Source organism: Rhodohalobacter sp. SW132 (assembly GCF_003390325.1).
In the GTDB taxonomy this organism is placed as follows: domain Bacteria; phylum Bacteroidota; class Rhodothermia; order Balneolales; family Balneolaceae; genus SW132.
The window spans coordinates 327,914-353,959 of record NZ_QUOK01000003.1 but is presented as its reverse complement, the minus strand read 5'-3'; the positions used below and the strand labels follow the sequence as shown (position 1 = coordinate 353,959).

Below are 26,046 nucleotides of genomic sequence, written 5' to 3'. Positions count from 1 at the left end.
TTTTTTCCGTAAGGCGAATATTTATTTGTTTTATCAGCATACTCTTTATCTGCGGCACGGGCTACAAAATCAAGAATCCAGCTAAAAACCTGAAAAGGTACAGTGACTCAGCTTATGAACAGATAGTGGGAACGCTGATTATATCAATAAACCCAGGTTTATCGCGACTTTAAAATATCTATGTGAAGAAACTGTTCTTCCCTGATCACATGGATAATGTAGACAATTTTACCTGCCAGCCGATAAAAAATTCTGCAAGGTGGGTTTACGATTTCTCTATAAATCGTTGCTTCAAATTCTTCCACAAGCTTACCGCTTTTGGGATGATGAGCTAAATGATCAACCCGTTTGAAAACTTCGCGAACCAACTTTTTTGCTGCAATTGAATTATCTAATGAAATATAATCGGCAATTTCATCCAGCTCCTGTAAAGCAGGTTCGGTCCAGACTATTCGAGCCATCGCGCCATGCGCTTTTTGGCATCAGCGTGCGATACAACCCGATCTTCAAGAATGGCTTTTTCACCCCGGGCCAGGCCTTCCAGCAGTTTTAATCTCTTTTGAATGTGTTCAAAATGTTCTACGTCAACCAGGTAAGCAGAAGGTTTTCCGTGCTCTGTGATGAGTACCGGTTCTTTTTCCTCTCGGAGTTCTTTTAAGAGCTTTGTTGCCTGACGTTTAAGTGTTGTAACAAGTTCTGTTTTCATAGTGATACTAAAGTACTACTTTTTTAAAATCTTGGCAACTCTCTAGATCATTGAGATAACACTAAATTAGACGAACTTGACTCTGAACCTAATATAATCGCATTTGAAAATTACGAGGCAGCTCTTTTTTTGAATACATTAAGGCTGACCAATACTTAAGCCAATTTCTGGATGATTTTCCATCTGTAACCAGGAAACAAGCCATTCAGGTGCTTGAGAGATTTAAAGATCATCTACTTCAGCCTCATTTATTACGTTCAGCTTTTCTTGCATCCAGGGAGTTTTTGCCATATACCCTCTCTTTTAATACACGGGCAGCGGCTTGTCGTTCTTCAACACCCATACTGAGGTGTTGTTTGATGTCCCACTGTTGGGCTTCTTCGGCATTTTTGGAGATGTTGACAACTCGTTTCATACTGAGAATGTATCATAGGAGTAAGGAATTTATAAATAGCTTTATATCATTGAAATCTGCCAGAGTTATTTCATGACTTAAAGTTTATATGAAACTATATCCGTGAAAATTAAAATTTGCCCATCCTCTAATAATAAACTATTATAGTCGTACTATTGAGGTTTGATACAATTTTGATTAACAGACGCCTGAAATAGTAAGTAAGCTGAAAAAACTTGGCAAGATTGAAGGAATTGAAACGAGAAAAGAATTTTTGTTTTTACTGAAGAAGGGGAAGTTCGGGCGTATCATTATTAATGCGCTGCCTCGGTATGACCTCAGCGTCACATCGATTGCACAGCGAACAAAGAGAAAAACATAGACCTACACGCGTGCCCGCATTTTGGGGGCTCCTTAATAGGTCTGGCTAAAATTGCTGTAGACTAATTTCGAAAACCACTCCCTCCGTGTCCCCCTGCGATCTCCGTAGTTAAAACTTAATGAATTGCATCAAAAACCCACAAACAATCTATCTCAGATGATGTACTGCAGATATATACTTTTTGCGTTACTGGTTCTATTCATTTCGTGCTCTTCAGAGCCGGAAAATGATCCCGCTGTGGACGGTGCTCCACCAGATCTTCAAAATGTAATTGTTATAGAAAAAAACAGTTCACCGGAGTCAACCATCACATTCATTCGTGACTTAGTGATAGATGACAGTGATGCTACTGGTTCCTGGTACCATAGCACGAGTGGCGGATTTGCATTTGGAGGGTCCGATTTTTTCGCAGGGCTTGAGGTTGATGATACCGGCAAAATATATGTTGGGGATAACTACGAAAAAGTGATCCATGTTTTTGATTCTACCGGTGCATATCTGCGAAGATTAGGTGGTGAAGGCCGTGGGCCGGGTGAATTTGAGGGTATTTTTGATATTAAAATACATTCCGATCAACTCTTCGCATTCGACTATTTTCAATTTCGATCTACTTTTTTTTCTCTTGATTCCCTCGATGTAATTGATGTCCGGAATGTATATACAAATCGTGCGCCTGATCGTGAAGAGTTAAGGGGGTTGCCATCTCGTCCTGTTTCCCTGATTTCAGATGATTTATTCATAGTGAGATATAAGGATGAGATGAAAAATGCCAACTACGGGACAGAACATTATAATTTAGATCAAGAGTTACTTGTCAGGTACTACGTTGTGGATCGGGAGGGGAAAATCAGATCCGAAATGATAGATGAATTGAAAGATATGGAAAATATAACAGCCGTTGTTGATGGCAACCACTTATTCAACCTTAGTCCTGTTCCGTTTCTGCAACAGCCTATGATCTCTATTTCTAATGAAGGAACTATTTTTACAGCCAATAGCGAAGATCCATTAGTTAAATTGCATAATAAGAATGGGGATTATATCAGGGCTTTTTATATCCCAATGGAAAAAAAGTCAATAGACCGGGAAGAGATTATCGACTTGATTGCACAAGATGATGAAATAAATACAAATTTATTGCTACATGCAGAGCTCCCCGAAAAATGGCCTGCATTGAGTGATATAGTGACTGATGATGAAAACCGGCTGTGGGTAGCTACAATTCCTAAAAGTGAAGAGTTGATACATGAATGGTGGGTATTGCAAGATACCGGAGAACTCATTGCAACATTCAAGTGGCCGGGAAACCGATCTATAGAAAAAATAAAAAATGACTATGTATATGCACGTGAAACAATGGAAACAACAGGTCAGCAGCGGGTGGTGCGATACCGGATTGAGATGGAATAGCGGAGATAATTTGAAGTGTATTCTACCGGCTGAAAAGTGTAGGTGTCACAACTTCGAATAAGAACCTATGTAGAAGAATATATTTACATGGAATGAGGTTGATCAAACCATGTATATCTGAATAGTACTCTATAATGTTATTAGAATGAACTTCTTTCTCAAAATAGTTGTCTTAATTCTCCTTCAATTCCTGATCTCCGGTTGTTCAAACCCGGATTCTTCAGAAATACCGGAACATCTCGGGGAACTTGAGAATCTGACCGTATATTCTGCGGATGCTGAACCAGCCTACAGTATACAACTGAAGAGAGAGCAAAATTTTGGCGACACCGACGAAGTTTTCATTGGGTGGTTAAACGCTGTAACTGTAGATCATACCGGCCGGGTATATATAGCCGATGGAGAAGAATTGGATGTCAAAGTATACGAACCGAATGGAAATTACCTGGGAAATATAGGCGAAGATGGAGAAGGCCCCGGGGAGTTCCGCAACATTAAGTCATTAAGAACCATTTCTGACCAGGTTGTAGTCCTGGATGCAAACCGGCAACTGATTCAATGGTTTTCTGCGGATAGTTTTGATCTGCTGGATTCGAAACTGATGGAGCCGGGTGTGGATGATATGGAAGCGGCAAGAGTGGCTGATATTTTTATAAGAAACGATCAATCCATGCTTTTACAGTTCAGCAGAATGATTAGCCGGAGTGAGCGGATCAGTCACTATTCTTTGCTGGATCATACCGGTGAAATTACTGCTTCTAAAATCCTGGAGCACCGGGATGCTGATATTTTTTCAGATAATACAGATGGGTTTGCCTTCGCAATGGTGCTGCCATTTACCCGGAAACCACTCGTGGCGGTATCAAATACGAGCGGAATGTATTTGGCATGGAATGATGATTTTTTTGTAAAAAAATATAATTACAATGGTGAGTATAGACGGGCATTTTATTATCCTTTTGAAAATGAGGAACTGATTCGCAGCGAGGTACTTGGCAGGTACAACGAACGCTATCGGCGGGGCATACAAAATGCCGATTTTCCTGAAACCTGGCCGGCGCTGGATGAGATGCTCATTGACGATAAAAATCGCCTGTGGATCTCAACTATTGTTGAGGATTTTGATATCTACGAATGGTGGGTTTTAGAAGAAACCGGAGAACTCATCACCAAATTCGAATGGCCCCGGAATGAACCGATTGAGGTTGTCCGAAACGGCAAGATGTACACCCGCGAAACCGATGAAGAAACAGGACTGCAACAGGTGGTGCGGTACAGGATTGAGATGGAATAATCAGAGCAAAACTACTTGAACCATGACAATATCATGTAAATCCTTGTACCGGATGTTAATTGTAGCACTTGCAGCTTTTGCATTTGCCTGCAATAAAGAATCCCGGCAAGCGACCGTTCCTGATCATCTCGATGAGATCGAAAATCTTACCATATTCTCAGGAGCAGATTCTCCTAATGCTGAGATCAACTTTGAACGTGAAATCTCAATAGGCGACAGCCCTGAACAACCGATTGGACGCATGGGCGGGTTTGCAGTCGATGATTTGGGACGGATTTATATGAGTGATGTTCAACAGAATACATTACATATTTTTGAACCCGGTGGGGAATATTTCACATCGGTAGGGAGAAGTGGTGAAGGGCCCGGAGAATATGCAGCCGGTCCTTTTCCCGTGATTAAAATGGATCAACTCTTCTTATTAGATATAAGGTTGTCAAGAGTGACCCAATATTCAATAGCAGATCTTGAGCTGGTTCGTACAATTAATGTATATCCAACGAATAAAGGCAGTTTTGATGGAATATTTGATACCCATATTCACCAAATCCAAATCCTGGGTGAAGAGACGTTTCTTGTAATCCTGTTAAATCATATTCCAACGATTCCGGAAGACGCCGGTGAGTTGAAGGAGGACAAACAATACTATTTCTATTTGATGAGAGATGATGCCAGACTTACCAGGCCGCTCATAGATCCGGTACCACTCTACGAAATTACCGGAAAATCTTCGCCCGAGCAGTCCCGATTTACAGGGCAGTATACACGGGCGGCACCGAGTCCCCAGATATTCACTAAACCAATTTTTGGGGCATCGGATGATGGGAGTATTTACTTTGCAATGTCAGATCACATACTGATCAGGAAGTACTCTACTGACGGTGATTATCAAAGTGCGATATACCAACCGTTTGAAAATCTTGAGATGAGCCGGGAGGATGCAATCAGCTCTCAGGTGACTCCATACCTTGCTGATTTAGTCAGCCAAAATGAAATTCCGGAAACCTGGCCGGCAATGGATCGCATGCTGGTGGACGATGAAGGGCGAATATGGATTGCCACAATCGTTGAAAATTTCGATGTCTATGAATGGTGGATTTTAGAAGAGTCCGGAGAACTCATTACCACATTTCAGGGGCCACGGGATGAACCGATTGAAGTTGTGAGAGACGGGAAGATCTACACCCGCGAAACCGATGAAGAAACCGGTCTGGTTCAGGTGGTGAGGTATCGGGTGGAGATGGAGTAGAATGTACTATGTCCTATTTCGTGACTTTGAAAACCCTCACCGACAGGTGATTCTGTAAATTTAAAGGTAGTCGGAGATTTGTTGGGTAGGAATGGTATAGTTCCATGTTTTTATATTTTATAAAGGAAAATATTATGAATAATTCGTTGAAAATATTTTGCCTGCTGATTTTAGCAACTTGCTTAAATCATTGTTCTGAAAGTGATAAAGAACATTTTTTTGAAGATAAAGATCCACAAGAGTCATCAGAGCGGGAAATCAGAGGAGTACTGGAAATTGCAGAACAAATCTCATTATACGATCAATTTAAATTATACAACGCGTCCGGTCTCATAGTGTATGGAAATACACTATTTATTGCAGACCGCTCACAATTTAAAGTTATTGGAATCAATACTGGTTCTTTTGAGATCGAACTGTCTTTTTCCATTCCAGAAGGAGAAGGCCCGGAAGAACTGACAAGTTTATCTCTTGGATCCGTCTCAAACGAGACATTTGTTTTTTATGACCGCAGTTTATCAAAATTTCAGTTTAGAGATATAAAAGGGACGCTCATCCATGAATTTATATCCGAAGAGCTTCAACCAAGCAGAATTCGTTTTTTAAGCAATGGAAACATCATCACGTTGTCTGACCCTTTCAGCACCGGGAAGAATTATATGTTTCATGAAATGAATCAAGAGGGAGAGGTTCTTTCTGAATTTGGCAAGATTGACCGGGATCATTTTCATACCCTCATGTATCCCGGAAGTATCGAAATCGATAAAAATGACAATTTTTATTACGCCGGTTTTGCTGAACATATCCTTAGAAAATGGGATTCGGACTATCGTCAAGTTTTTTCAGTTACGTCGATTGACGATTTTCCAGCCGACTTGAATTATATAACGTTCGAAAGCGGAGAAAACCGGGTTTTTAGATATTCAGAACATGGATATTTCTCTGCTATCGGATCTGCCCTGCACAACGATTATTGGCTGATACTACAAGGCGGAGTTTCGGGAGATGAACATGAATATCCCAAATTGGATATCTACAGTCAGGAGACAGGTGATTATCTCTATACGTATGAAATCCCATATCGTGCAACAGGTAGCATGGCCGTGGATGACCAATTCATCTACTTGCTTCATATGATTGATGATGATACACATTTAGTGATTTATGAAAATAATCTTCAATAAAAAATCTCCATGGGACCTCGATGCGGATGGGTTGTAGAGAGGCATGTTGTGAGTGTATCGTTTTTCCACATTGTACATGCCATAAAAGAAATTGAGAATTAAGAATGGTGTGATCAAATTATTTTACTTTCTTCTTAATTATCATTAAAAATTGATTATCAATTACTAACATGTTCAAAATCTTTAGGTTAATATTACTGTTGTCGTTTGTTGCAGCTTGTGCAAAAAGTGAAGGAGAAAGGGCCCAAGATTCAGAAGCTCCGCTTTCATTGAGAGAAGTTACATCGTGGGAGATCAACAGCCCGGAGGCCATTCCGAACCCGTCTTACCCTGGTGTACTCGCTGACGGAAGCCTGATCGTCATTGATAGATCGCTGAATACCATCAACCATTTCGATGCAAATGGTGATCTGATCCAAACATTTGGCGGTATGGGTCGCGGTCCCGGCGAATACTCCACGATTACTTATGCGGCCGTAAATCCAGACGGAAGGGTAGCTGTGGCAGATGTGACGAATGCACGCATTACGATCCAGGATGTGGTTGAGGATACTGTCGTCTCTTTTGATTTGGATAACGGCTGGCACACAAGGCTCAGCTGGATATCGGAAGGTTTGATTATTACGAATAATCCTTTTCGGGTCGGTGCTGAAAGTCGCGGTGACAGCATTCCAGGTGATATTATAATGAGGAGATACGATCCTGTATCAGGATCAAAAGAGCAATTTTTTCACCTTGAACTGGAATTACAAGATTTGCCGCCGGATCAGATCTCATGTACGTTTTGCGAATTTCGGTTTATGGATGATTTTACTTTTTTCACATCGCCTCCGGATACAAGCTACAGAATTTACAAGATGGACCCCTCAACTCAGGAAACGACATTGTTCACCCGACCCGGAGTGCCTGCGGTGCGTCTGACTGAATCTGAACAAGAAGAATGGCGGGATGAAAGGGTTCGGGCATCAGAAATGACTGGGGTAGCTTTAGATGAAGAGCCGCCAACTCACAAGCGGCGATTTGTAGATTATTTTTCCGATCATGCCGGACGTTTGTGGGCCCTGGTGAATGTGCCGCAGAATGAACAGTTGCGATTCGACATCTTTTCGCCGAATGCGGAATACATAGGATCTCTTGAGATCCCGGAAGAAGCGGAATCCGTCGAATTTATTTCCGGTGACCAAATTCTGTTTAAATACCGGTCCGATGATCCTGATCTGTGGAAAGCGGGTCTTTATCAAATTGATGAATGATTATAAGATCTGGTTAAAACGGATGTAAACCGGAAAATTATTTTTGTGATAGGCAATTACCTTAAAAATTAATCAGAACATAGCCTCATGTCGCGATTCCAATTTATCTAACCTCTTAACTGTTTAATCGATTAATAAAGAACTTCTCATGAAACACTATCCTGTCGGATTCATCGTAATTTACCTGATTTTTATCGGTTGTCAGGAGGTCGATGATAGAGAACCACCGGAAACTGTCTCCGTTGTACTGAATGAGTTCGTCAGTTCTGCCCCGTATCAGTATATAAATCTTGATGAAGTTGAGCTGCAGGAAATTGTTTTAAGTGAGGAAGATATTATTTATCACCTCCATCGTGAAGTAAAAGAAGAGGAACCATTACTCGGTCATCTTACAATATTCACGTATAATGATGAACAGTTCTATGTCTATGATGCTGTGACTAATGCAATTTTTAAGATTGATAAGAACGGAACCATTGAAGGCCCGTTAACCAGGGAAGGACGTGGGCCCGGGGAACTCGGTTTGGTCAGAAATATAAAAGCCAATGATCAATACATCTGGGTTTCCGATGCAATAAATGCCCGTATTAATCGCTACACGCATGATTTAGTTTCGGTTGACTTTCCTGTTGAGATTTCCAGCTTTTTGGATTTGAATGATGAGTTTGTGTTTCTGGAAAATAACAAAAGCAGCGGTATATCCCCTGTAAAGCCTGATCAGGGACGAATTGCAGTACTTTCCATGGATTCGTTGACTGATACACTCACAACGATTTTGCCCCGAATTGTTCCCTCCGGTTATCAGCCGCAGCTATATAATACCCCGCGGGTGGTGATTAATCAGAATAATAGTACTGTTGCAAATTACTACTTCCTGCCGTGGTTAATCTTGTTTGATAAAGATTTTAATCACTCATCTACCATAATTGTAGAATATTCTAAATTTGAAGAGATGGATATTCCACCGATGGACTTTTTCAAACATCTGACTAACGAAGGTTTTGGTGGAGTCAGGCCAATTACGGAATACAAGTTGATGGATAATGGGGACATTTTCATATCCGTGCGCAGGGAGTTAATACGCCTTACTCCATTACAAAATGGGGACTATCAAGTAGCCGGAAGATACAGGTTTCACCACTACATGCAGGATGAACCATTATGGATATCAGATATTTTTCAAACAGATCGTAAGGATAGGATAACTATTGGAAGCTGGGAATATCTTTTTCGGGTTGAATTGCCTGATTGATAGATGACAAAACATACGTTTCATTTTTATTTATTGTTGTTTATCTATGCCAAACCGGGCTGCAGCAGGTGGTGAGATCCCGGATCAATATGGGAGATGAGTGAACATGTTGAACGATAAAAATTTCAATCAATACCGAATCTGACTTTTCATGCATAAATTCATTTTTCTTCTCTTACCCATCGTTTTTTATGGATGTTCTCAGCAAGAAACAGAACCCCTACCGGATTATCTTCAGGAATTGGAAAATCTCACCGTCTACTCGGCGGATAGGAAACCTAACGAAATCATATCCTTTCAAAAGGATGTCGAATACGGTGATACCGGCGAGGTATTGATTGGGCGAATGGGAGAAGTGGCTGTTAATGAGAATGGCCGGGTTTACATCGCTGATTCAGATCAGTTAAAAATCAAGGTATATGCGCCAGATGGACAGTTTTTAACCCGTTTGGGGCGCCGTGGTGAAGGGCCTGGTGAGTTTATTGAATTATCTGGTATTCAAACATCTCAAAACCGCCTGTTTACTTTTGATCGTAATCAGCAGCGGGCTGTTGTTTTTGATACTGAAACTCTCTCTTACAACCAGATGATTTCACTTGCCGGAAATAGAAACGAAATACAGGAACTGCGGGGATCTTATTTGAACAAGTTCTACCCCAGGAATGACGGTTCGTTCCTGATGCTGTTTTTAGCCTCGAATACAGCAGAAGGGGTCAATGACTGGGATAAAATTGAAACCCGGACTTTGTCGTATCTATTAGATGAGAGCGGGAATGTTGATTCAGAAAAACTGTTCGAGCGTACATCATCCTACCAGGTTATCCTGCCATTAGGAGGACGAAGTGTGGGAATGCCTGTGAAGTTTTACGGAGCTTTGCTGACGGATCAGTCAGATGATGATCATATCTATCTGGCCTGGTCTGAGGATTTTCTGATCAAAAAATATAGTCCGGCCGGAGAGTATATGGACGCATTTTATTATAATGTACCCCGTGTTTCACTGGATCCGGAGAACGCATTCCCGGAAGCGGGTCCGGAGCTCATTAGGGAAGCCGCTCGATCTGCAGAGATCCCTGAAACTGCACCGGTATTGGATGAAATGCACATTGACGACGAAAACCGACTGTGGATCTCGACTATTGTGGAGGATTTTGACGTCTACGAATGGTGGGTTTTAGAAGAGACCGGAGAACTCATCACCACATTCGAATGGCCGCGGGATGAACCGATTGAGGTTGTGAGAAACGGGATGATGTACACCCGCGAAACGGATGAGGAAACCGGTTTGCAGCAGGTGGTGAGGTATCAGATAGAGATGGAAGAAATGTAGAACGTGTTCACCCTATGAAAAAACTTCCTTTTTATGAACAGTACAACCTAATGGACTACGGTCCCGCCAACCTTCGTTTGTTTCAAATCATCAGTTGCGGGGTTCTTCTCGTATTACTTCTTTTCAGCGGTTCCTGTTCGCATCAGAATCAGGCTGATAACCTTCCCGAACATGCAAGAGATCTTGAAAACCTTATTGTATACGATTCAGAACCTGAGCCGGAATTCGATATTAACTTTCAACAGACGTTGAAATTTGGAGATTCTGAAGATGTATTAATAGGACAACCCGGAAGATTTGTGGTTGACGGACAGAACAAGGTATACCTCAGTGACTTAAAACAGAATCGTATTCATGTGTTTCGAGATGATGGGCATTACTTGAAAAGTATTGGAAGAGAAGGGGAAGGGCCTGGTGAATTTCGAAATATTTCCAGCCTGAAAACCTTTTCAAACATGCTATATGCAAGTGATGCCAATTTGCAACGAATTACTGTTTTTTCACTTGATTCACTTGCTCTCAACCGGACCATTCTACTCAGGCAGGATGAGAAACCCGATATCGAGGAAATGAAAGATTCATTTCTCAGGCATTTCTTTGTAAGGCAAGACGGCACCTTTCTGATGAGTTTTGGTCAGCCGTTCAGACTGGATAAACCAACAGGTAAAAAAATTCCCTTTTTTAATATAGACAGTGAAGGACGTTTCATAACGGATAAAATTTTTGAATTAGAAGATAGCAGGTACCTAATCAGTGAAGGACCGGGTCAGCCAACCATCGGAATGGCTTCACCATTTCATGGGAAACCTTTGGTAGCCGTTTCGGGGGACGACCACATTTTTTCAGCACGTACGGATGAGTTTTTAATTCAAACACATGACTCGGAAGGAAATTATTTGCAGGCATTTTATCACCCGTTTCAGAAAACCAGGCTTACAAGTAATGAAGCATTAGACCATCCCGAAAATCGATTTGACAGAGAAACGTTTGAAAATATGATTGAAAATACCGATTTACCAGAGACCTGGCCGGCTCTTTCGGGGATGTTTATGGATGATGAGGACCAGCTTTGGGTGTCTGCCATAGTTGAGGATTTTGACATCTACGAATGGTGGGTTTTGGAAGAAACCGGAGAACTCATCACCAAATTCGAATGGCCGCGGAATGAACCTATAGAAGTGGTAAAGAACGGCAAGATGTACACCCGCCAAATTGATGAAGAGACCGGTTTGGAGCAAGTGGTGCGGTATCGGGTGGAGATAGATTGAATTGACTTTTTTGGTTAGAAAAAATAAGTGTATCTCTTTTTTTTCAACGTCTGCTTTCAATAAGCGATTAGCTACATATATTTACTATAGAACTAAAGAAATGAAGATTTACATTGCATGTTTTTTCTTACTTATTGTTTTTATATCAAGTTGTAATGAAGTAGAAAGAACTCAACTTTCTGAATTTCAGGAAATGATAAATAATGGAGAGATCCCCGAACATTTACAGGGTTTGGAAAATTTGAAAATCTGGTCACCTGATTCCAAACCTTCCTTCTCATTGCGATTTATTGAACATGGGTACTTTGGCAGCTCCACAGAGGTTCATGTAACGGTGAGTGGCAACGGAGCAATTGGGGTAGATAATGAGGGAAGAGTATTCATTGCAGATCGAGAAAGTTTTTCAGTTCACGCTTTTCAATCAGATGGCGGTTATATAACATCAATCGGAAGAAGAGGCAGAGGGCCGGGGGAATTTCTCAGTATGGGTAATTTGAAAATCGATTCAAAAAATATCTATGTATACGATTCTTTACAGCTACGAATTATCATATTCTCATTAGAATCACTTTCTCATACTCAGAGTGTTGATTTGAATCCACAAAATTGGCGTCACATTGAAGAGCTGAGAACCAAAGGGCCAACTGATTACTATCCAGTAAATGGCGGTAATTTTTTGATAAAGTTTGCCAACTCAATTTTGGAAATAGAGAGCTCAAAAGGTGAAAACAACTCATTTTCATATTACCTGGTTAATCAAAGAGGTGAGATTATTTCTGATTTGATATTAAATCAGGAAGGCAGGCCTCATGAGTTTATTTCATTTCAAAACAACCGCTTTTCGGTTACATTACCATATATGGGAGAACCTTTAATTGAACTATCACATGAAGGATCTATTTTTTCTGCTAATTCTCATCTGTTTTTCATAAAAAAATACAGCCCTGGAGGCGATTATTCAGAAGCTTTTTTTTTATCCTTACGAAAAAATCACTTTGCGCAGAGAGGATTTAATTAAAGAGCATGACATCGGCTATGAGACGCCGGACCTGCGATTTGTTCGAAATGCAGATATTCCTGATACCTGGCCTGCACTAAACGACCTGCTTGCAGACGACGAAAACCGCCTGTGGATCTCGACTATAGTTGAGGATTTTGACGTCTACGAATGGTGGGTTTTGGAAGAAACCGGAGAACTCATCACCAAATTCGAATGGCCTCGGAATGAACCGATTGAGGTTGTCCGAAACGGCTACATGTACACCCACGAAACCGATGAAGAAACAGGTTTGGAGCAGGTGGTGCGATACCGGGTGGAGATGGAAGCTAATTAAAATGAAAAATTCAGAAATTGAGTTAGGGGTAGTTATGATGGATAGATCTCATAATGTATACGCATCAATATTGTATGTAGTTATTATTATAGCTATTGCAGGGTGTAGCGGAAATGAGATGCCATTTGATCAGAACCCGGAATTCAATCTGGAATTGACCTTTGAAGAGTCGTATACGATATCAGAAAAAGCAATAGAGTATAATGATTTTTTGATTCTGCCGGATTCAAGGGTTCGGGAAGATGGTAAAGGACAAATCCGAACGGATGATCAGGGGAATATTTACCTGCCGGATCGTTCAGCAATGACGATCAGGGTATTTGATGAAAATGGAAACTATCTCTATAACATTGGCAGACAAGGCAACGGACCGGGAGAGTTTACAAATATATTGTCATTAGATCTGTTTGATGATGAACTGTCGGTATTTGACAGAGGGAATAACCGGATTGTTCAGTTTTTAACATCGGGAGAATATCTTCGCACAATTGTAACGGATGGGAGTCAAATGATTCCTGCGGTTTCAATGCATAGATTAACTAATGAGCAATATCTGTTTTTACATAAAGCTTCCAGCCGTATACCTGTAGAGAATGGAGAAAAGAGTAGACAATCCTCGTTTTTTCACATTTTCGACCGACGGTTTTCAAGTCCTCGCCATTCATTTGGCCATGTTGATACCTTAATAGATGCAAACTCTGCATTCACAGATATGTATATCAGCGGGATGAACACAGGCAGGGTATGGATGGAGGATGATACTCTATGGTTTGTACCCGGCACATACAGCGGCCGGATTTTCAAGTATGCGTTAACCGATGGTGAATGGAAAAAGGCAGATCAGATCGAAGGACACCTTCTTTCTGATGAAGCCATTCTGGAAGGAAGTAATGAAGCCGGTCAAATATCCATTGTTGTCTATGCCCCAAGAGAGGAATCTTTTTCAGGAAAAGTGTTGAGTAAGAGTTTAGGGGTTTTCAGATTAAATGACGGACGTGTGCTGCATATCAGTTCCCAATATCGTGATGACGAACGACAAACAATTGTAGAAGTTTTCAATGAAGAGGATGAATTGGAGGGACTTGGGAGGTTGGATGAGTTCACGTTTGATGGAGATGATCGGGGCCCCGGAATCGGTCCGTTTTGGAAAGATCAAAATGATCGCTTTTATTTCCTGGATCATTCAGAAGATGCCCCGGTGTTGAGGGTTGGTATGATACGAGGCATATGATTTTTGAAAAAGCTCGAGTACCACATTGGTTGAAGATTTGAAATCTATGAATGGTGAATTATAGATGACACCGGAGAACTTATTAACAGATTTAAATGCCTCCCAAAGATTTAAAGATTCGTACGACTTCCATTAAAATTGAGCGGCGTAAATCCTTTTTAAACGATTAAGACTACATGACTAACAAATCACCTGTTCTATTTTTTAAAATCTCTTTATGCTTGGTTTTTCTTATCAGCGCATGCCAGCACGCTGACGCCGATGGCTATGAGACTGTATCGGCAATAGCGTTTCAAGAAGAACTCACTGCAAATCTGGTTTCTGTTGAAGGAGGGATTGAACTTTTGAATCCATTTCATATTCTGAATATGGATGATCAATATCTTGTCATTACAGAAGTGAGGGAGGATGATTTTTTGCACGTATTCACCCTGCCTGACCTTCAGTTTCAATACTCCTGGGGGCAACACGGGCGGGGCCCCGATGAGTTTATGTTTTTCCCCCGCTTCATCAATCAAAATGAGAAAGAACTGCACTTCTACGATGCAATGCTGCAGCAAATGAGGATTTTTGGGATCGGTGATTCAACACTGGTAAATCTGAAAGAGAATTCCCTTTTCTATGATGGTCAAATGGGGAGCCCGTTGAATGGAGTTCTTAGGTTAAATGACAGTCTCTATACTGCACATTATGAATTACCTGATGAGAATGTCACGAACGAGTTTGTTGCATTACAACCCGGTAGAAGTAATCCGGTTTTTACTTTTGGTTACTACCCGGAAACAGACTTAGAAGATCCAGATCGATATTTTAGTTTCAATAAGAGCAACATGGTAAAACCGGACGGATCAAAATTTGCAGCATCGTATTTTCGTTACAATATTTTGAAAATATTCAATAGTACAGGTGAAACATTAATAGCGATCAACGTCCAGGATTCTTTCATTGATGAGGATCCTAATAATGGTGAAGGTGATATTCTTTATCGAACGAAGGGCTGGGCATCCGATTCTTACCTGTATTATTTGGGCATCTACACCACAAGCGACGTTTTTGATGAAAACCCGGATTCAACATATAAACCTTTTTTGGAAATATGGAACTGGGAGGGGCAGCCACTCTATCGTGCAAATTTTGACAGGCACATCCATTCATTTACCGTGTCTGAAGAACATGGAAAACTGTATGGGTTTTCAACACATGACATTCATCATATCTATGAATATGATGTGTCGGAAATTATAAATTCAATAAGGAATGATTGATCTTGCGAATGGGAAAGGTTCAAATGAACTTTTTGGATTCATCTCCCAGGCTTAGGATTTTATCCGCGAATTAAACAGTACAAATTCCTGATAACCTGAGTTGTTGAATTATGGATTAAAAAGTCCTCCTTAGAAAAGGTGGATTGAGGGGAATGTCCATCAGATTTGTGAATAAACCGATGAACACCCCTTTTCCCGAAGGGATTCCTACTTGGGGAAAATCTCCCCCTGCCAGTGTTTTTCTGGTCCCGAGAGCATTTTCTCGGGAAGGGGAGACTTGATACTGAATAAATGAAATAGATTATTAATAGAACTCAGGTTATTAGGTATAATGAATATAAATTTAAATCAGGTACCCAAAATAATATTAATTCTATTTGTTATAACATTAGGATGTTCAGGCGGCGAACCTCTTGAAGAGGTGCCGGAAAATTTAGATCAAATAGAAAACCTTTTGATTTATGAAGGTGACCCAAAACCTTATAAGAAATTTTCATTCGTGCGAGAGATTACATTCGGTGAAAATGATGAGGTTTTATGGGGTGGATATATCAGCCAAATTGAAGTGGATACCAGGGGAAGAGTCTATATTACAGATAGGTTTGAAAATAAAATTCATATTTATAAGTCGGACGGGCAATTCCTTCAAAGCATTGGAAGGCAGGGTGAAGGGCCGGGAGAGTTTCAAATGTTGTGGTTCATGCATGCCGGGCAGAAAAGTCTCTATGTACTGGATTACATGCAAAACAAATTTTCAACCTTTGCTTTAGATGTTTTGAATGATATAGAGGATTTTTATATATCCATTTCTGACACAGAGGAAGAAAAACCCTCCTGGATAAATTGGACCCGGCATGAAGGCCTTTTTTATGGACCCACCCATCTGTATGAGAAGCCAGACGGTAATTTGCTGGTATTTTTTGGCGATTTAAATGTAGGTGCTATTGACAATAATGAAATCCGAACATTGGAAGCTTCTTCTTTCAGCCTCGATACCGGCAATTTTTCAGAGCATGATGTACTCTCATTACGCGCAGATGGAACAGCGCTTTATTCTGATTATTTGATTTTGTCGGATGTACCCTACAAGCCCAGGGCACATATTGACTATAATGGTAAAAATTTAGTTTATGGCTGGTCGAACCATTTGTTGTTTAAAGTCTACAATGAAAATGGAAGATATGAACATGCATTCTATTATCCTTTCATGAATGCAGAGATTGATGTAGAAGATTTTTTTTCTATGTATGAATCTATGTATGAAGTAGAAGTCGAAGAGAAAAACTTAATCCGGGATGATATATCTGATGCCTGGCCGGCTTTTCAATCTTTAAAATTGGACGACGAAAATCGCATATGGGTTTCCACTATAGTGGAAGATCTTGATGTAAACGAATGGTGGGTGCTGGATGTATCAGGGGAATTAATTGCTACGTTTGAATGGCCGAGCGACATACCTATCGAAGTAGTGAGAAATGGTTACATCTACACCCGTGAAATGGATGAAGAAACCGGCGTGCAGCAGGTGGTGCAATATCGGATAGAATCCGGGGAATCGCGATGAATCCAAACAGATACAAACTTGCTGCCGTACATTATTGGATGCGAAGTGAAACACGAAAAGTCACTGAGATTTCCTTGCACCACGGTGCTTTCCTGGCAGTACTCATTTTGGTAATATCAGCAATCTCCTGCAACCGGGAGTATCAACCCGTCACAGAATCGGAGCTTCCCGAACATATTCAAAATATCGAAAATGTAACACTTATTGATCCATTTGAAGGGGCAGTCCCGGATTCTATGGAACTGATTCAGGAAACGGTTTTTGAAAGCAGTGAGGACGTTTTTATGAGCGGTAACATTTCAAATTTTGCTGTGGATGACGCTGGCAGGGTCTTTGTCGTTTCAAGTGTGCCGGGTCATCTCGGTGTGTATGTTTTCAATTCTGACGGAACCTATCTGACAACGATTGGCAGATATGGTCAGGGTCCGGGTGAATTTGAAGCCCTCGGTGCCATAGATGTTCTGGAAGATGAACTGATCCTTTTTGACCCAAGACTTCAAAAATTTGCGGTTTACTCCCTGAACGACTTTGAAAAAACTGAGGAGAAGATCATTAATCTTTCAGAAGCAACCCGTATAAATCAAATGCCAGCGATTGCAAAAGGGACAGATTTAAAATTATTAAATAATGACGGAATGGTTTTGGAGGTAGGTATGTCCTCTTTAAATGAAGAGAGTGATGGTACCCAGATTTTCTATTATAAGCTTCAACGGGATGGCACTATAAACCCGGAAAGGCTTTTGGAGGTAGACAGGCATAAACGATATTTCCTCCCTGAACGGGAAGGCTGGGCAATTCCGATTACAAAGCCATTTAACCGAAGTTCTCTGGTGTCAATTACACAGTCGGGAACATTTTTTACTGCGTGGACAGAGGACTTTTTGATTAAAGAGTATGACACGAATGGGGATTATATCCAATCACTATACTACCCAATTACAAAAAGTGATCTTTCTTTGGATCAAATCAGTATTGCAGATCATGAACGAAGAATGCTCAGAGGAGAAGAGATTCCTGACACGTGGCCCGCCTTACACACCATGGAACTGGATGATGAAGGGAGGCTTTGGATAGCCACCATTACAGATAGCAAAACGCATTTCACCTGGCAAGTTCTTAATCAAAAGGGGGAATGGATCGCCCGCTTCCAAAAAGAGGGAGAACGATCAAGACGATTTGTACCGTCTAAGCCTCTGATCATCATCAAAAACGGATATTTTTATACCCATCAAAGAGAATTCCGTCAGGGTATCGACCGGATTATTAAGTATAAAATCCAACGAATTGAAAGATAGATGAGTAAATTCCGAATATACCGTCACATGACGGTTATGATATTTTTCTTTAGCTGCTTGCTGTTTTGATGTGTGGCAGAAAATGCAAGGTTTCAACCTATGGTTCGGTGTTTTTTTGAAATGGTATCCACTCCACAACATTATTTTCCCCGAAAAATTTGCTCCTCTCGTTAATTTAAACTACTCTTTTCGTAAAGAAAGGCTCAAATAAAACCATTATTGGATCAAGGTACGATCAATAAATATCATTCAATATGAGAAATCATTTTAACGAAGAGAGGAGAGAAAGAAAATATATTTTTGTAGTACTATTCCTCGTTGCAGTGGGCTGCGGCACAAATGAGAATGATGATTACGCTGCCGTACCGGGTCATGTACTTGAAATGGAACATATTAAGATCTTTTCTGAAGAGGATCATGAAAATGCAGATACCATCAAGCTCATAAAAGAACAGGAATTCAGAGATACGGAAGATGTATACTTTGCCAGCGTCAGAGGGTTTATTACGGATGAATCAGGCAGAGTTTATATTACAGATATTGCTCCGGGAATATTAACAATCCATGTGTTTTCTCCTGATGGAGAGTATTTAACAAGTCTTGGAAGAGTGGGAAACGGGCCAGGTGAGTTTAACAGTCTGTGTTGTTTAAACATACGTTCGAATCGGTTGTATGTAGTTGATAAAGCATTAGCACGGATTACGGTATACTCAACGGACTCATTGGACTTACTGGAAACAGTCAGCATGGATCGGAATAATTTAAACAGTAGCGGACAAATTGAAGGAAAACGATTATTAGGACACTATTTTTTTGATGACGAAACACGGCTTCTCGCTTATATAACTCCACAACGAGCCTTTGAAGATACTCCCGCAACAATTCACTACTTCACCGCAGATACAGCTTATCAGGAGTTGAGTTAAGAAGTTTTTAAACAGGATGATATGTTGGAAACCTGGGGAGATTCGAATGTTGGCAGCATAATGAAAAAGTTTCCTTTTCTGAAAAAACCGTTAATTACCGTTACCCCGTCCGGACGTATATTCTTTGCAGATTCGGATCAATTTTTAATCCGTGAGCTGAATAAAGAGGGGAATGTGATTGGTGGGTTTTATTATCCTGTCTCAAAAAATCCTGTAACAAGAGAGGATGCGCGAAATTCTTCAAATGAAATGACAAAAGATATAGCTGAAAAGGTAGAATTACCGGAATCCTGGGCAGTGATGCAATTCATGTGGCCTGATGATAATGGGCGATTATGGATTTCGACTTTTACAGAAAAAGAAGATGAACTCGAATGGTGGGTTCTTGAGCCTGATGGAGAACTAATTGGCAAATTTCGCTGGCCGGGAGATCGGGAAAACCCTCCTTATGTCACCGGAAGTACATTTAAACACATTCGAGGTGATTATTTTTACACCCGTGAAGAGGACGAAGAAACCGGTCTGCAGCAGGTGGTGCGGTATAGGATTGAGATGGAAGAAGAGTAGAATTTGTAAATTATATTTTGCCCAAGGAAACATCGAGAATGAACATTTAAGGCCATTCTTGTTCACTGGAATTCATAACAAATTGGATGTAAGTAAAGCAAGAACCTCACATATAATTTCGCTGGGAGAGCCTTCAAATTCTACTAAATATTTGACTATGAATCAATTATAGGTATTGCAGTTGATTCTTTTGTGATTTTTTACATTCTTATCAAAGAGCTGTAAAGAAACCAGCCGAAAGAGAGAGTTACAGACGGGGATTTCTATTCTTCTATTCATAATAAAGTTTAAAATTCATCATCATGAAACTGAGATTTCCGCTGATTTATACTCTGCTATTATTTGTCATGTTTGGGTGTTCAGGCTCCGGCGAGTTTGAGCCTAATCTTTCCCTGCCAGATAGCTATTTTGACATTCATCCGCAATTCACCGAGATCAATATTCCTGTAGAAGAAACAATACCACTGAGTATCGATGATATTGCAGATGAAATCACTCTTATATCTTTAGATAGCGATGATGAATCACTGTTCGGTCGTGTATCAAACATATCTGTTATGGACTCTTTAATTTTGATCGACACAGACAGTAACGTCAAGTATTTTACCCTTAATGGCGACTATGTCAATACATTTGAAAGTTTAGGACATGGACCGGGTGAATATATTACGATTTTCGGCTGGGACGTGGACAAAGAGGGAAATAAAATGGCAATTGCGGACCGGGCATCCATTCAATTATTTGACTTGGATGGGGAGTATCTGGAGAGATTGGAATTGCCATCTCATTTATTTTCAAGAACAAATAGTATTGCTTTCTTAAATAGTGAGAATTTACTGATAGAACAAGACAGGGTACAAAACCACTACGAAGATGGTTTCAGTCCCCTGTGGAACTTTGATCTTGAGAATGGTGAGGTTAGCCCGTTGTTTAGTACCTATGCAGATTCCATTTACAGGTTCAGGAAGATGTATGCTTTTATGGGATACCTGACCAAACCCAAAAATCAGGAGATTCATTACTTATCCTGGGTGGACTCGGATAATGTGTATGCTATTGATCAGGATAAAAATATCACGCTGCGATACCGTTTGAATTTTGGAGATTATACCATGCCGGCAGGAGCATTATATGAATCAGATCGCTATGATATTTTGACCCGGAATTTTGCTCGTGCCCATCCGATTATTGAAACCGAAAAATACCGGTTTATTGCTTATAACCTGGAAGGTAATGACGTTAATTATGCCATTTATGATATAGAAGAAATGGAAATCATTGCTCACCAGGCCAAAACCACAGGTTTAAGTTCTGATCAATATCCGGACCTGACGTTCTGGCCTATTTATGCAGACGATGACGGACGCCTGATTTGTGTCCATGAACCTGAAAATGAAGATGAAAATTATGTTCTCTCAGTAATTTCTTTGAAGTAGAGGGAGTGTTTTTTTTAAGCTCATTTCATTTAAACGGTGCCTTGCAGGACCCGCAAATATTGTTCATGTGGCATGTTCTGACCCTTCCCATTATACCCGTCATCATTCTATTTTATGTAAGAATTTAAATTCCAATTTCAGTAAAACGATCTTGCAGTTCCCGAAAACTTAAACTATAATGGTCGTGGGACAGAACACAAACGATTTGTCAGATCTCCTTTGAATTCAACGTTACTTATAAATAAAACTGTTCATTAATGCTGCTGAATCGCCCCATTACGGCTATTATTTTGATCCTGGCAGCGTTTATTTTCGGGAGCCTCGCACTGAACGAGCTTTCTGTGGATCTGCTGCCCGATGTGGACTCGCCCAACCTGGTGGTGCGGACCGACTGGCAGGGTGCCTCACCGCGCGAGGTGGAGACGCGCATTAACGAACGGCTGGAGGCGGTACTGAGCACAATCCCCGGAATTGCTGAGGTGCACGGGTTTGCACGTCAGGGACAAAGCGTGATCTACCTGAACTTTCGCTGGGGTCATAACATGGACCTGGCATTCCTGAATGTGCGCGAAAAGCTGGACCAGGCGCAGTATGCCATGCCCGAGCAAGCCTCACGTCCGCAGCTCATCTTCAACACCACGGCCGATGAACCGATCGCCGTTCTTGCCATCACCTCCAAAGATCGTCCGAACGATGAATTTGATACACGCCTCTCCCTTAAACGATGGGCGGAGCAGGTGCTTTCCCGGCGGCTGGAGCAGGCCGAGGGCATTGCACAGGTTGTGCCGGTCGGCGCGGTGGAGCCGGAAGTGCAGATCCGTTACCTGCCGAGGGAGGTCGACCGGTTCGGGCTCACGCTCGGCGAGGTGCAGTCTCTCATTCAGCAGGCCAATCTTTTTGCCACCAGCGGTGAACTGCGGGATGGCTGGTACCGGTACTCCATGAAAATTCAGAGCCGGATAAATGAGCTGGATGACCTGGAGAATGTGCCGCTCAAACGGCTGGGTGATGGTAAAGTTCTGCTGCTGAGCGATGTTGCAGAAGTTCGCCTCGATGAAACCGACCCCACATCATTTGCGATGCTTGAAGGCGAAAGGGTGCTCAATTTACTCGTAAAAAAAGAGTATGGCAGTAACACAGTAGAAGTGTTTGATACGCTTCTGCCGCTGCTCGATCAGATGCGGGAGCTGCACCCCAACATCGGCATAGAAATTCTCCGCGAAGATGCCACGTTTATCCGTAATGCAATATCCAACCTGCTGCAGACTCTGCTGATTGGCGGAATCCTCGCCTTTTTTGTCCTCTTTCTTTTCCTGAACGACATCCGCACACCGTTTACCATCGGGGTGGCGATTCCGGTCTCGATCTTCCTTACGTTTTTTGCGATGTACGGGTCCGGCATTCAGCTCAATATCGTGTCGCTTAGCGGACTCACACTTGGCATCGGCCTGCTGCTGGATAACGCCATTGTGGTGCTGGAAAATATCAACCGTCATATGCCAGCCGCTCCATCGGTAAAACGGGCTGCCGCGGTGGGGACGAAAGAGATCGCTCTTGCGGTGACGGCATCCACATTTACAACGATTTCCGTATTCCTTCCGCTGATCTTCCTGGGTGGATTTGAAGGCGCTTTTTTCCAGGATCAGGCTTATACGCTTTCCATTAGTCTCCTCGCCTCTCTGTTTGTTGCGCTCATCATTTTGCCGGTACTGGTGGTGCAGATCCTGGAGCGGCGAAAGAAAAAAGCGGAATCGGGTGAAACGGGGCAGCTCAATACGCGTAAATTTTTTGATAACATGCTCACCCGTTACGAATCGAGCCTGCAGGCTGTACTTCGCCGCCCGGTCTGGATGCTCACATTCGCCACTTTTCTGATCACAGCTGCGGGATACGCTTTTATGATGGTGCCCAAAACGATGCTTCCCGAGGATGAACCGTCAGTTGTGAATTACAGGGTTCAGCTTCCGGGAAATACATCCCTGAATTCGACGTCACAGGCGGCGGGCGCGCTGAAAATGCGCATTCAGTCGGCCGGTTTGGGTGCAGGTAATATTCAGATGGAGGGTGGTTTCACCGATCAAACCAACCTGGCCAATCTTGCGCGCGAAGGACTCAATAAATTTTCCGTCGCAATTCCCGTAAATGGTTCAGGCGAAGCAGAAAGAGCAGCATCGGTGATGAACCGGTTTCATGATGATTTCCCTGACTGGACCGTGGAGCCGGTCTCCGATACGCAAAGCTGGAGCGCTTTGATCGGGGCGGATCAGCCTCCCGTACTGTTCCGGATGGTAGGCATGGACCGGGAGCTGAGTGACCGGCAGTCTGCAGAGTTACAGCGAAAAATTTCCGAGGCTGGAATGCCGGTGCAATTTCGAAAACAGTATGAGCAGGAGGTGGATACCTGGAACCTGAGATTCAGATCCGACCGGATGCTGCAGCTTGGCATCAGCGAACAGGAGGTGATGCGCTATCTCGAATCGGTCACTCGCGGAAGTTTTGTAACCGACTGGAACCGCCAGGATGAACGAATTGGGATTCGGCTTTTGGGCGATCAGCAGAGAATTTATAATCCCGAAGAGATTATGCTTCGATTATCAAGCCGGGAGGTGCCGCTGCGCTACATCGCCGACATTGAACGGGCAAAAGAGCCGGAACAGCTCGAACGGGTGGATCAGACCCCGGTACTCAGTTTCGTGGCTGACTGGGATCTGACCGACTGGTGGTGGAACCGCTCGAAAACCGAGGATGCGGTGAACGATTTTATGAGAAGCACGGGAACAGAAGTGCAGATCGCTGGCAACGCGCTGATGGTGCAGAAACTGATGACCGATATGGGCAAACTGCTGGCACTCAGTATTCTGCTCATCTACATCATTCTCGCCATACAGTTTGAAAACCTGAAATATCCGCTGATCATTATCGCGGCGGTTCCGTTCGCCTGGGTGGGATCCCTGCTGGCGATGTATCTCACCGGCACCGGCCTTAACGCCATGTCGTTCATGGGGATTTTAATTCTGACCGGTATTGCCGTGAACGACTCCATACTAAAAGTAGATTTTATGCGCCGCTATCTAACCGATACCGGAAATTTGAAAAAAGCGATCGAACTGGCCGGAAAACACCGGTTTCGTCCCGTTGTGATGACCAGTGTAACCACCATTCTCGGCCTGGTCCCGATGCTGATACCATTTGGCGAAGGGTACGCTTTCCGTCAGTCACTCGCATTAGCCCTGATGGGCGGCATGATCACCAGTACGATATTGACGCTGTACATCATCCCGGTGATTTTTGGAAGGGTGGAGCGGAATCATACGTTTGAGGTGAAGGGGAGTGAAAAGTGAGAAGTGAAACGTGAAAATAGTTTAGAAAAGAAGGCTGTTATGAGATTAAAATTTTTGATGATCAATTGTAAAAAGTCCCCTTCCCGAAAAAATCGGGACCAAGTGTGGCCCGAGAGGGGATTAAAGGGTGTGTTAGAAAAGATGGTTAACAGCGGAATGCGACGGTCATGGGGTATTCTTTTTTTCTGTTTGTTTTTAATCCCCGCGTGCTCACCCGATGATGATCCCGAGAGGCCCGAGGCGGATGATAGTGTTGAAATTTTGCCTGATGTGATCTTCTCTGTGGCGGATGATCGCGATCTGCATATCTACATTGAAAGTCAGGGTTTAGTGGAGGCGAGCCGGGAAATTGTGATTCGTCCGAGAATCAGCGGGTTTGTGGAGCAGACGTTATTGGAAGATGGGGCGCGGATTCAACAGGGAAGTACCTTGCTCCAGTTTGATGACGAGGAGTGGCAGTATCAGCTTCAGCAGGCCGAAAATGAATTTGAAACCGCAACGGTGGCCTATGATATTGAATCCCGGCAGCGACAGGCCCGGAGCGGTAACAGCGGGGAGCCACGGGATGACCGGATGGTTCGTATCAGTACGGGACTTGCAGATGCAGAATCGGCTCTGAACCGTGCCAAACTGGATCTATCCTACACAACCGTGAAAGCCCCGTTCTCGGGACATATTTCGGTTCCTGAGCGAATTACTGAAGGAGCCTATCTACAGGCCGGTACGGAACTGGGTCGGCTGATTGATGATTCCACCGTTCTGGTCCGCCTCGATGTGCTGGAATCGGAACTGAACCGCCTGAGTGAAGGGATGGAAGCAGAACTTGTTTCACCTGCCGGTATTCGGAAAGAGGGGGTAGTCCGCGCGATATCACCTGTAGTGGATGCAGAAAGTAAAACCGGAAAAGTAGTGGTGGAAGTGGAGAATAACGACCGATCGCTGCGTCCCGGTATGACGGTCGAGGGGCGTATTCAGATTGAAGCTCATTCCGGAATTGCCCGGGTTCCGCGTTCTGCCATACTGGAGCGCGATGGCGGAAGAACCTTGCTTTTCAAGCTAAACGGTGAAACCGTGGAATGGGTGTATGTGGAGCCGGTCATCGCAACATCCGACTGGGCGATTTTGAATCATGAAGACGTAGCGCCCGGAGATACCCTGGCCGTAGACCGGCACTTTGCGCTGAGCCATCAGCAAAAAGTTCGTCCCCGCATGGCCGGGCAGATTGTGAGGGAGGATGTTGAGGAGTGAGGGAAAAGTGAAAAGTGAGAAGTGAAAAAAAATCAGTTTTGGATGGAGTTGGTAGTCATTTGCCTGATTAAAACCGACGATTTAAGTATGGTGAAATAGATTAAATTTTAAATTACA

Annotated in this window: 22 protein-coding genes; 19 read left to right on the top strand and 3 right to left on the bottom strand. The window is 42.5% G+C overall.

Annotated elements, in window-relative coordinates; translation table 11 throughout:
- Positions 1-158: 158 nt before the first annotated feature.
- From DYD21_RS08410 to DYD21_RS21010, 3 genes are all read right to left on the bottom strand, one after another.
- Positions 159-461, bottom strand: coding sequence for a type II toxin-antitoxin system RelE/ParE family toxin (locus DYD21_RS08410; RefSeq protein ID WP_116035209.1), 303 nt, complete (start codon positions 459-461; stop codon positions 159-161).
- Positions 449-706 carry a type II toxin-antitoxin system Phd/YefM family antitoxin gene (locus DYD21_RS08405; RefSeq protein ID WP_116035207.1) on the bottom strand — a complete coding sequence of 86 codons (258 nt, stop codon included), beginning with the start codon at positions 704-706 and terminating at the stop codon, positions 449-451. Before DYD21_RS08405 ends, DYD21_RS08410 begins: the two co-directional genes overlap by 13 nt.
- Positions 707-950: 244 nt before the next feature.
- The gene (locus tag DYD21_RS21010) at positions 951-1,121 is read right to left on the bottom strand and encodes a hypothetical protein (RefSeq protein WP_158551464.1); all 171 of its coding nucleotides are present in this window, start codon (positions 1,119-1,121) and stop codon (positions 951-953) included.
- Between the two features lie 517 nt (positions 1,122-1,638).
- On the opposite strand from DYD21_RS21010, the gene DYD21_RS08400 reads away from it, so the two are divergent.
- The 19 genes from DYD21_RS08400 (at position 1,639) to DYD21_RS08315 (ending at position 25,929) form a co-directional block, all read left to right on the top strand.
- Positions 1,639-2,892, top strand: a complete 1,254-nt coding sequence (locus DYD21_RS08400) for a 6-bladed beta-propeller (RefSeq protein ID WP_116035204.1) — start codon at positions 1,639-1,641, stop codon at positions 2,890-2,892.
- A gap of 145 nt (positions 2,893-3,037) precedes the next feature.
- Positions 3,038-4,186: a 6-bladed beta-propeller gene (locus DYD21_RS08395; RefSeq protein WP_116035202.1), complete on the top strand. Its 1,149-nt coding sequence runs from the start codon at positions 3,038-3,040 to the stop codon at positions 4,184-4,186.
- Between the two features lie 22 nt (positions 4,187-4,208).
- Entirely contained in the window at positions 4,209-5,435 is a 1,227-nt protein-coding gene (locus tag DYD21_RS08390; protein WP_116035199.1) for a 6-bladed beta-propeller, read from the top strand.
- Positions 5,436-5,569: 134 nt separating this feature from the next.
- Positions 5,570-6,619 carry a hypothetical protein gene (locus DYD21_RS08385; RefSeq protein ID WP_147303536.1) on the top strand — a complete coding sequence of 350 codons (1,050 nt, stop codon included), beginning with the start codon at positions 5,570-5,572 and terminating at the stop codon, positions 6,617-6,619.
- Positions 6,620-6,789: 170 nt separating this feature from the next.
- Entirely contained in the window at positions 6,790-7,872 is a 1,083-nt protein-coding gene (locus tag DYD21_RS08380) for a 6-bladed beta-propeller (RefSeq protein ID WP_147303535.1), read from the top strand.
- Positions 7,873-8,020: 148 nt separating this feature from the next.
- Positions 8,021-9,124, top strand: coding sequence for a 6-bladed beta-propeller (locus tag DYD21_RS08375; protein WP_116035191.1), 1,104 nt, complete (start codon positions 8,021-8,023; stop codon positions 9,122-9,124).
- 151 nt (positions 9,125-9,275) lie between these two features.
- Positions 9,276-10,454 (top strand): 6-bladed beta-propeller, encoded by a 1,179-nt coding sequence (locus DYD21_RS08370; RefSeq protein ID WP_116035188.1) that lies wholly within the window; start codon positions 9,276-9,278, stop codon positions 10,452-10,454.
- 14 nt (positions 10,455-10,468) lie between these two features.
- Positions 10,469-11,722, top strand: coding sequence for a 6-bladed beta-propeller (locus DYD21_RS08365; protein WP_116035186.1), 1,254 nt, complete (start codon positions 10,469-10,471; stop codon positions 11,720-11,722).
- Between the two features lie 100 nt (positions 11,723-11,822).
- Positions 11,823-12,740 carry a BF3164 family lipoprotein gene (locus DYD21_RS08360; protein ID WP_116035184.1) on the top strand — a complete coding sequence of 306 codons (918 nt, stop codon included), beginning with the start codon at positions 11,823-11,825 and terminating at the stop codon, positions 12,738-12,740.
- Positions 12,718-13,056: a hypothetical protein gene (locus tag DYD21_RS20880; RefSeq protein WP_147303534.1), complete on the top strand. Its 339-nt coding sequence runs from the start codon at positions 12,718-12,720 to the stop codon at positions 13,054-13,056. The genes DYD21_RS08360 and DYD21_RS20880 overlap by 23 nt, the downstream gene beginning before the upstream one ends.
- Positions 13,057-13,090: 34 nt before the next feature.
- The gene (locus tag DYD21_RS08355) at positions 13,091-14,287 is read left to right on the top strand and encodes a 6-bladed beta-propeller (protein ID WP_158551463.1); all 1,197 of its coding nucleotides are present in this window, start codon (positions 13,091-13,093) and stop codon (positions 14,285-14,287) included.
- 176 nt (positions 14,288-14,463) lie between these two features.
- Complete coding sequence (locus tag DYD21_RS08350) at positions 14,464-15,552, top strand: BF3164 family lipoprotein (protein WP_116035179.1); 1,089 nt, start codon at positions 14,464-14,466, stop codon at positions 15,550-15,552.
- Between the two features lie 331 nt (positions 15,553-15,883).
- Complete coding sequence (locus DYD21_RS08345; RefSeq protein WP_116035177.1) at positions 15,884-17,116, top strand: 6-bladed beta-propeller; 1,233 nt, start codon at positions 15,884-15,886, stop codon at positions 17,114-17,116.
- The gene (locus tag DYD21_RS08340; protein ID WP_116035174.1) at positions 17,113-18,411 is read left to right on the top strand and encodes a 6-bladed beta-propeller; all 1,299 of its coding nucleotides are present in this window, start codon (positions 17,113-17,115) and stop codon (positions 18,409-18,411) included. Before DYD21_RS08345 ends, DYD21_RS08340 begins: the two co-directional genes overlap by 4 nt.
- Before the next feature lie 254 nt (positions 18,412-18,665).
- A complete protein-coding gene (locus DYD21_RS08335) occupies positions 18,666-19,337 on the top strand; it encodes a 6-bladed beta-propeller (RefSeq protein ID WP_116035172.1) in 672 nt (223 codons plus the stop codon).
- A 21-nt stretch (positions 19,338-19,358) separates the two neighbouring features.
- A complete protein-coding gene (locus DYD21_RS08330) occupies positions 19,359-19,904 on the top strand; it encodes a hypothetical protein (protein ID WP_116035169.1) in 546 nt (181 codons plus the stop codon).
- Between the two features lie 302 nt (positions 19,905-20,206).
- Positions 20,207-21,340 carry a 6-bladed beta-propeller gene (locus DYD21_RS08325; protein WP_116035166.1) on the top strand — a complete coding sequence of 378 codons (1,134 nt, stop codon included), beginning with the start codon at positions 20,207-20,209 and terminating at the stop codon, positions 21,338-21,340.
- Positions 21,341-21,597: 257 nt separating this feature from the next.
- Positions 21,598-24,681: an efflux RND transporter permease subunit gene (locus DYD21_RS08320; RefSeq protein WP_116035164.1), complete on the top strand. Its 3,084-nt coding sequence runs from the start codon at positions 21,598-21,600 to the stop codon at positions 24,679-24,681.
- A 189-nt stretch (positions 24,682-24,870) separates the two neighbouring features.
- Positions 24,871-25,929, top strand: a complete 1,059-nt coding sequence (locus tag DYD21_RS08315; RefSeq protein ID WP_158551462.1) for an efflux RND transporter periplasmic adaptor subunit — start codon at positions 24,871-24,873, stop codon at positions 25,927-25,929.
- Positions 25,930-26,046 lie beyond the last annotated feature (117 nt).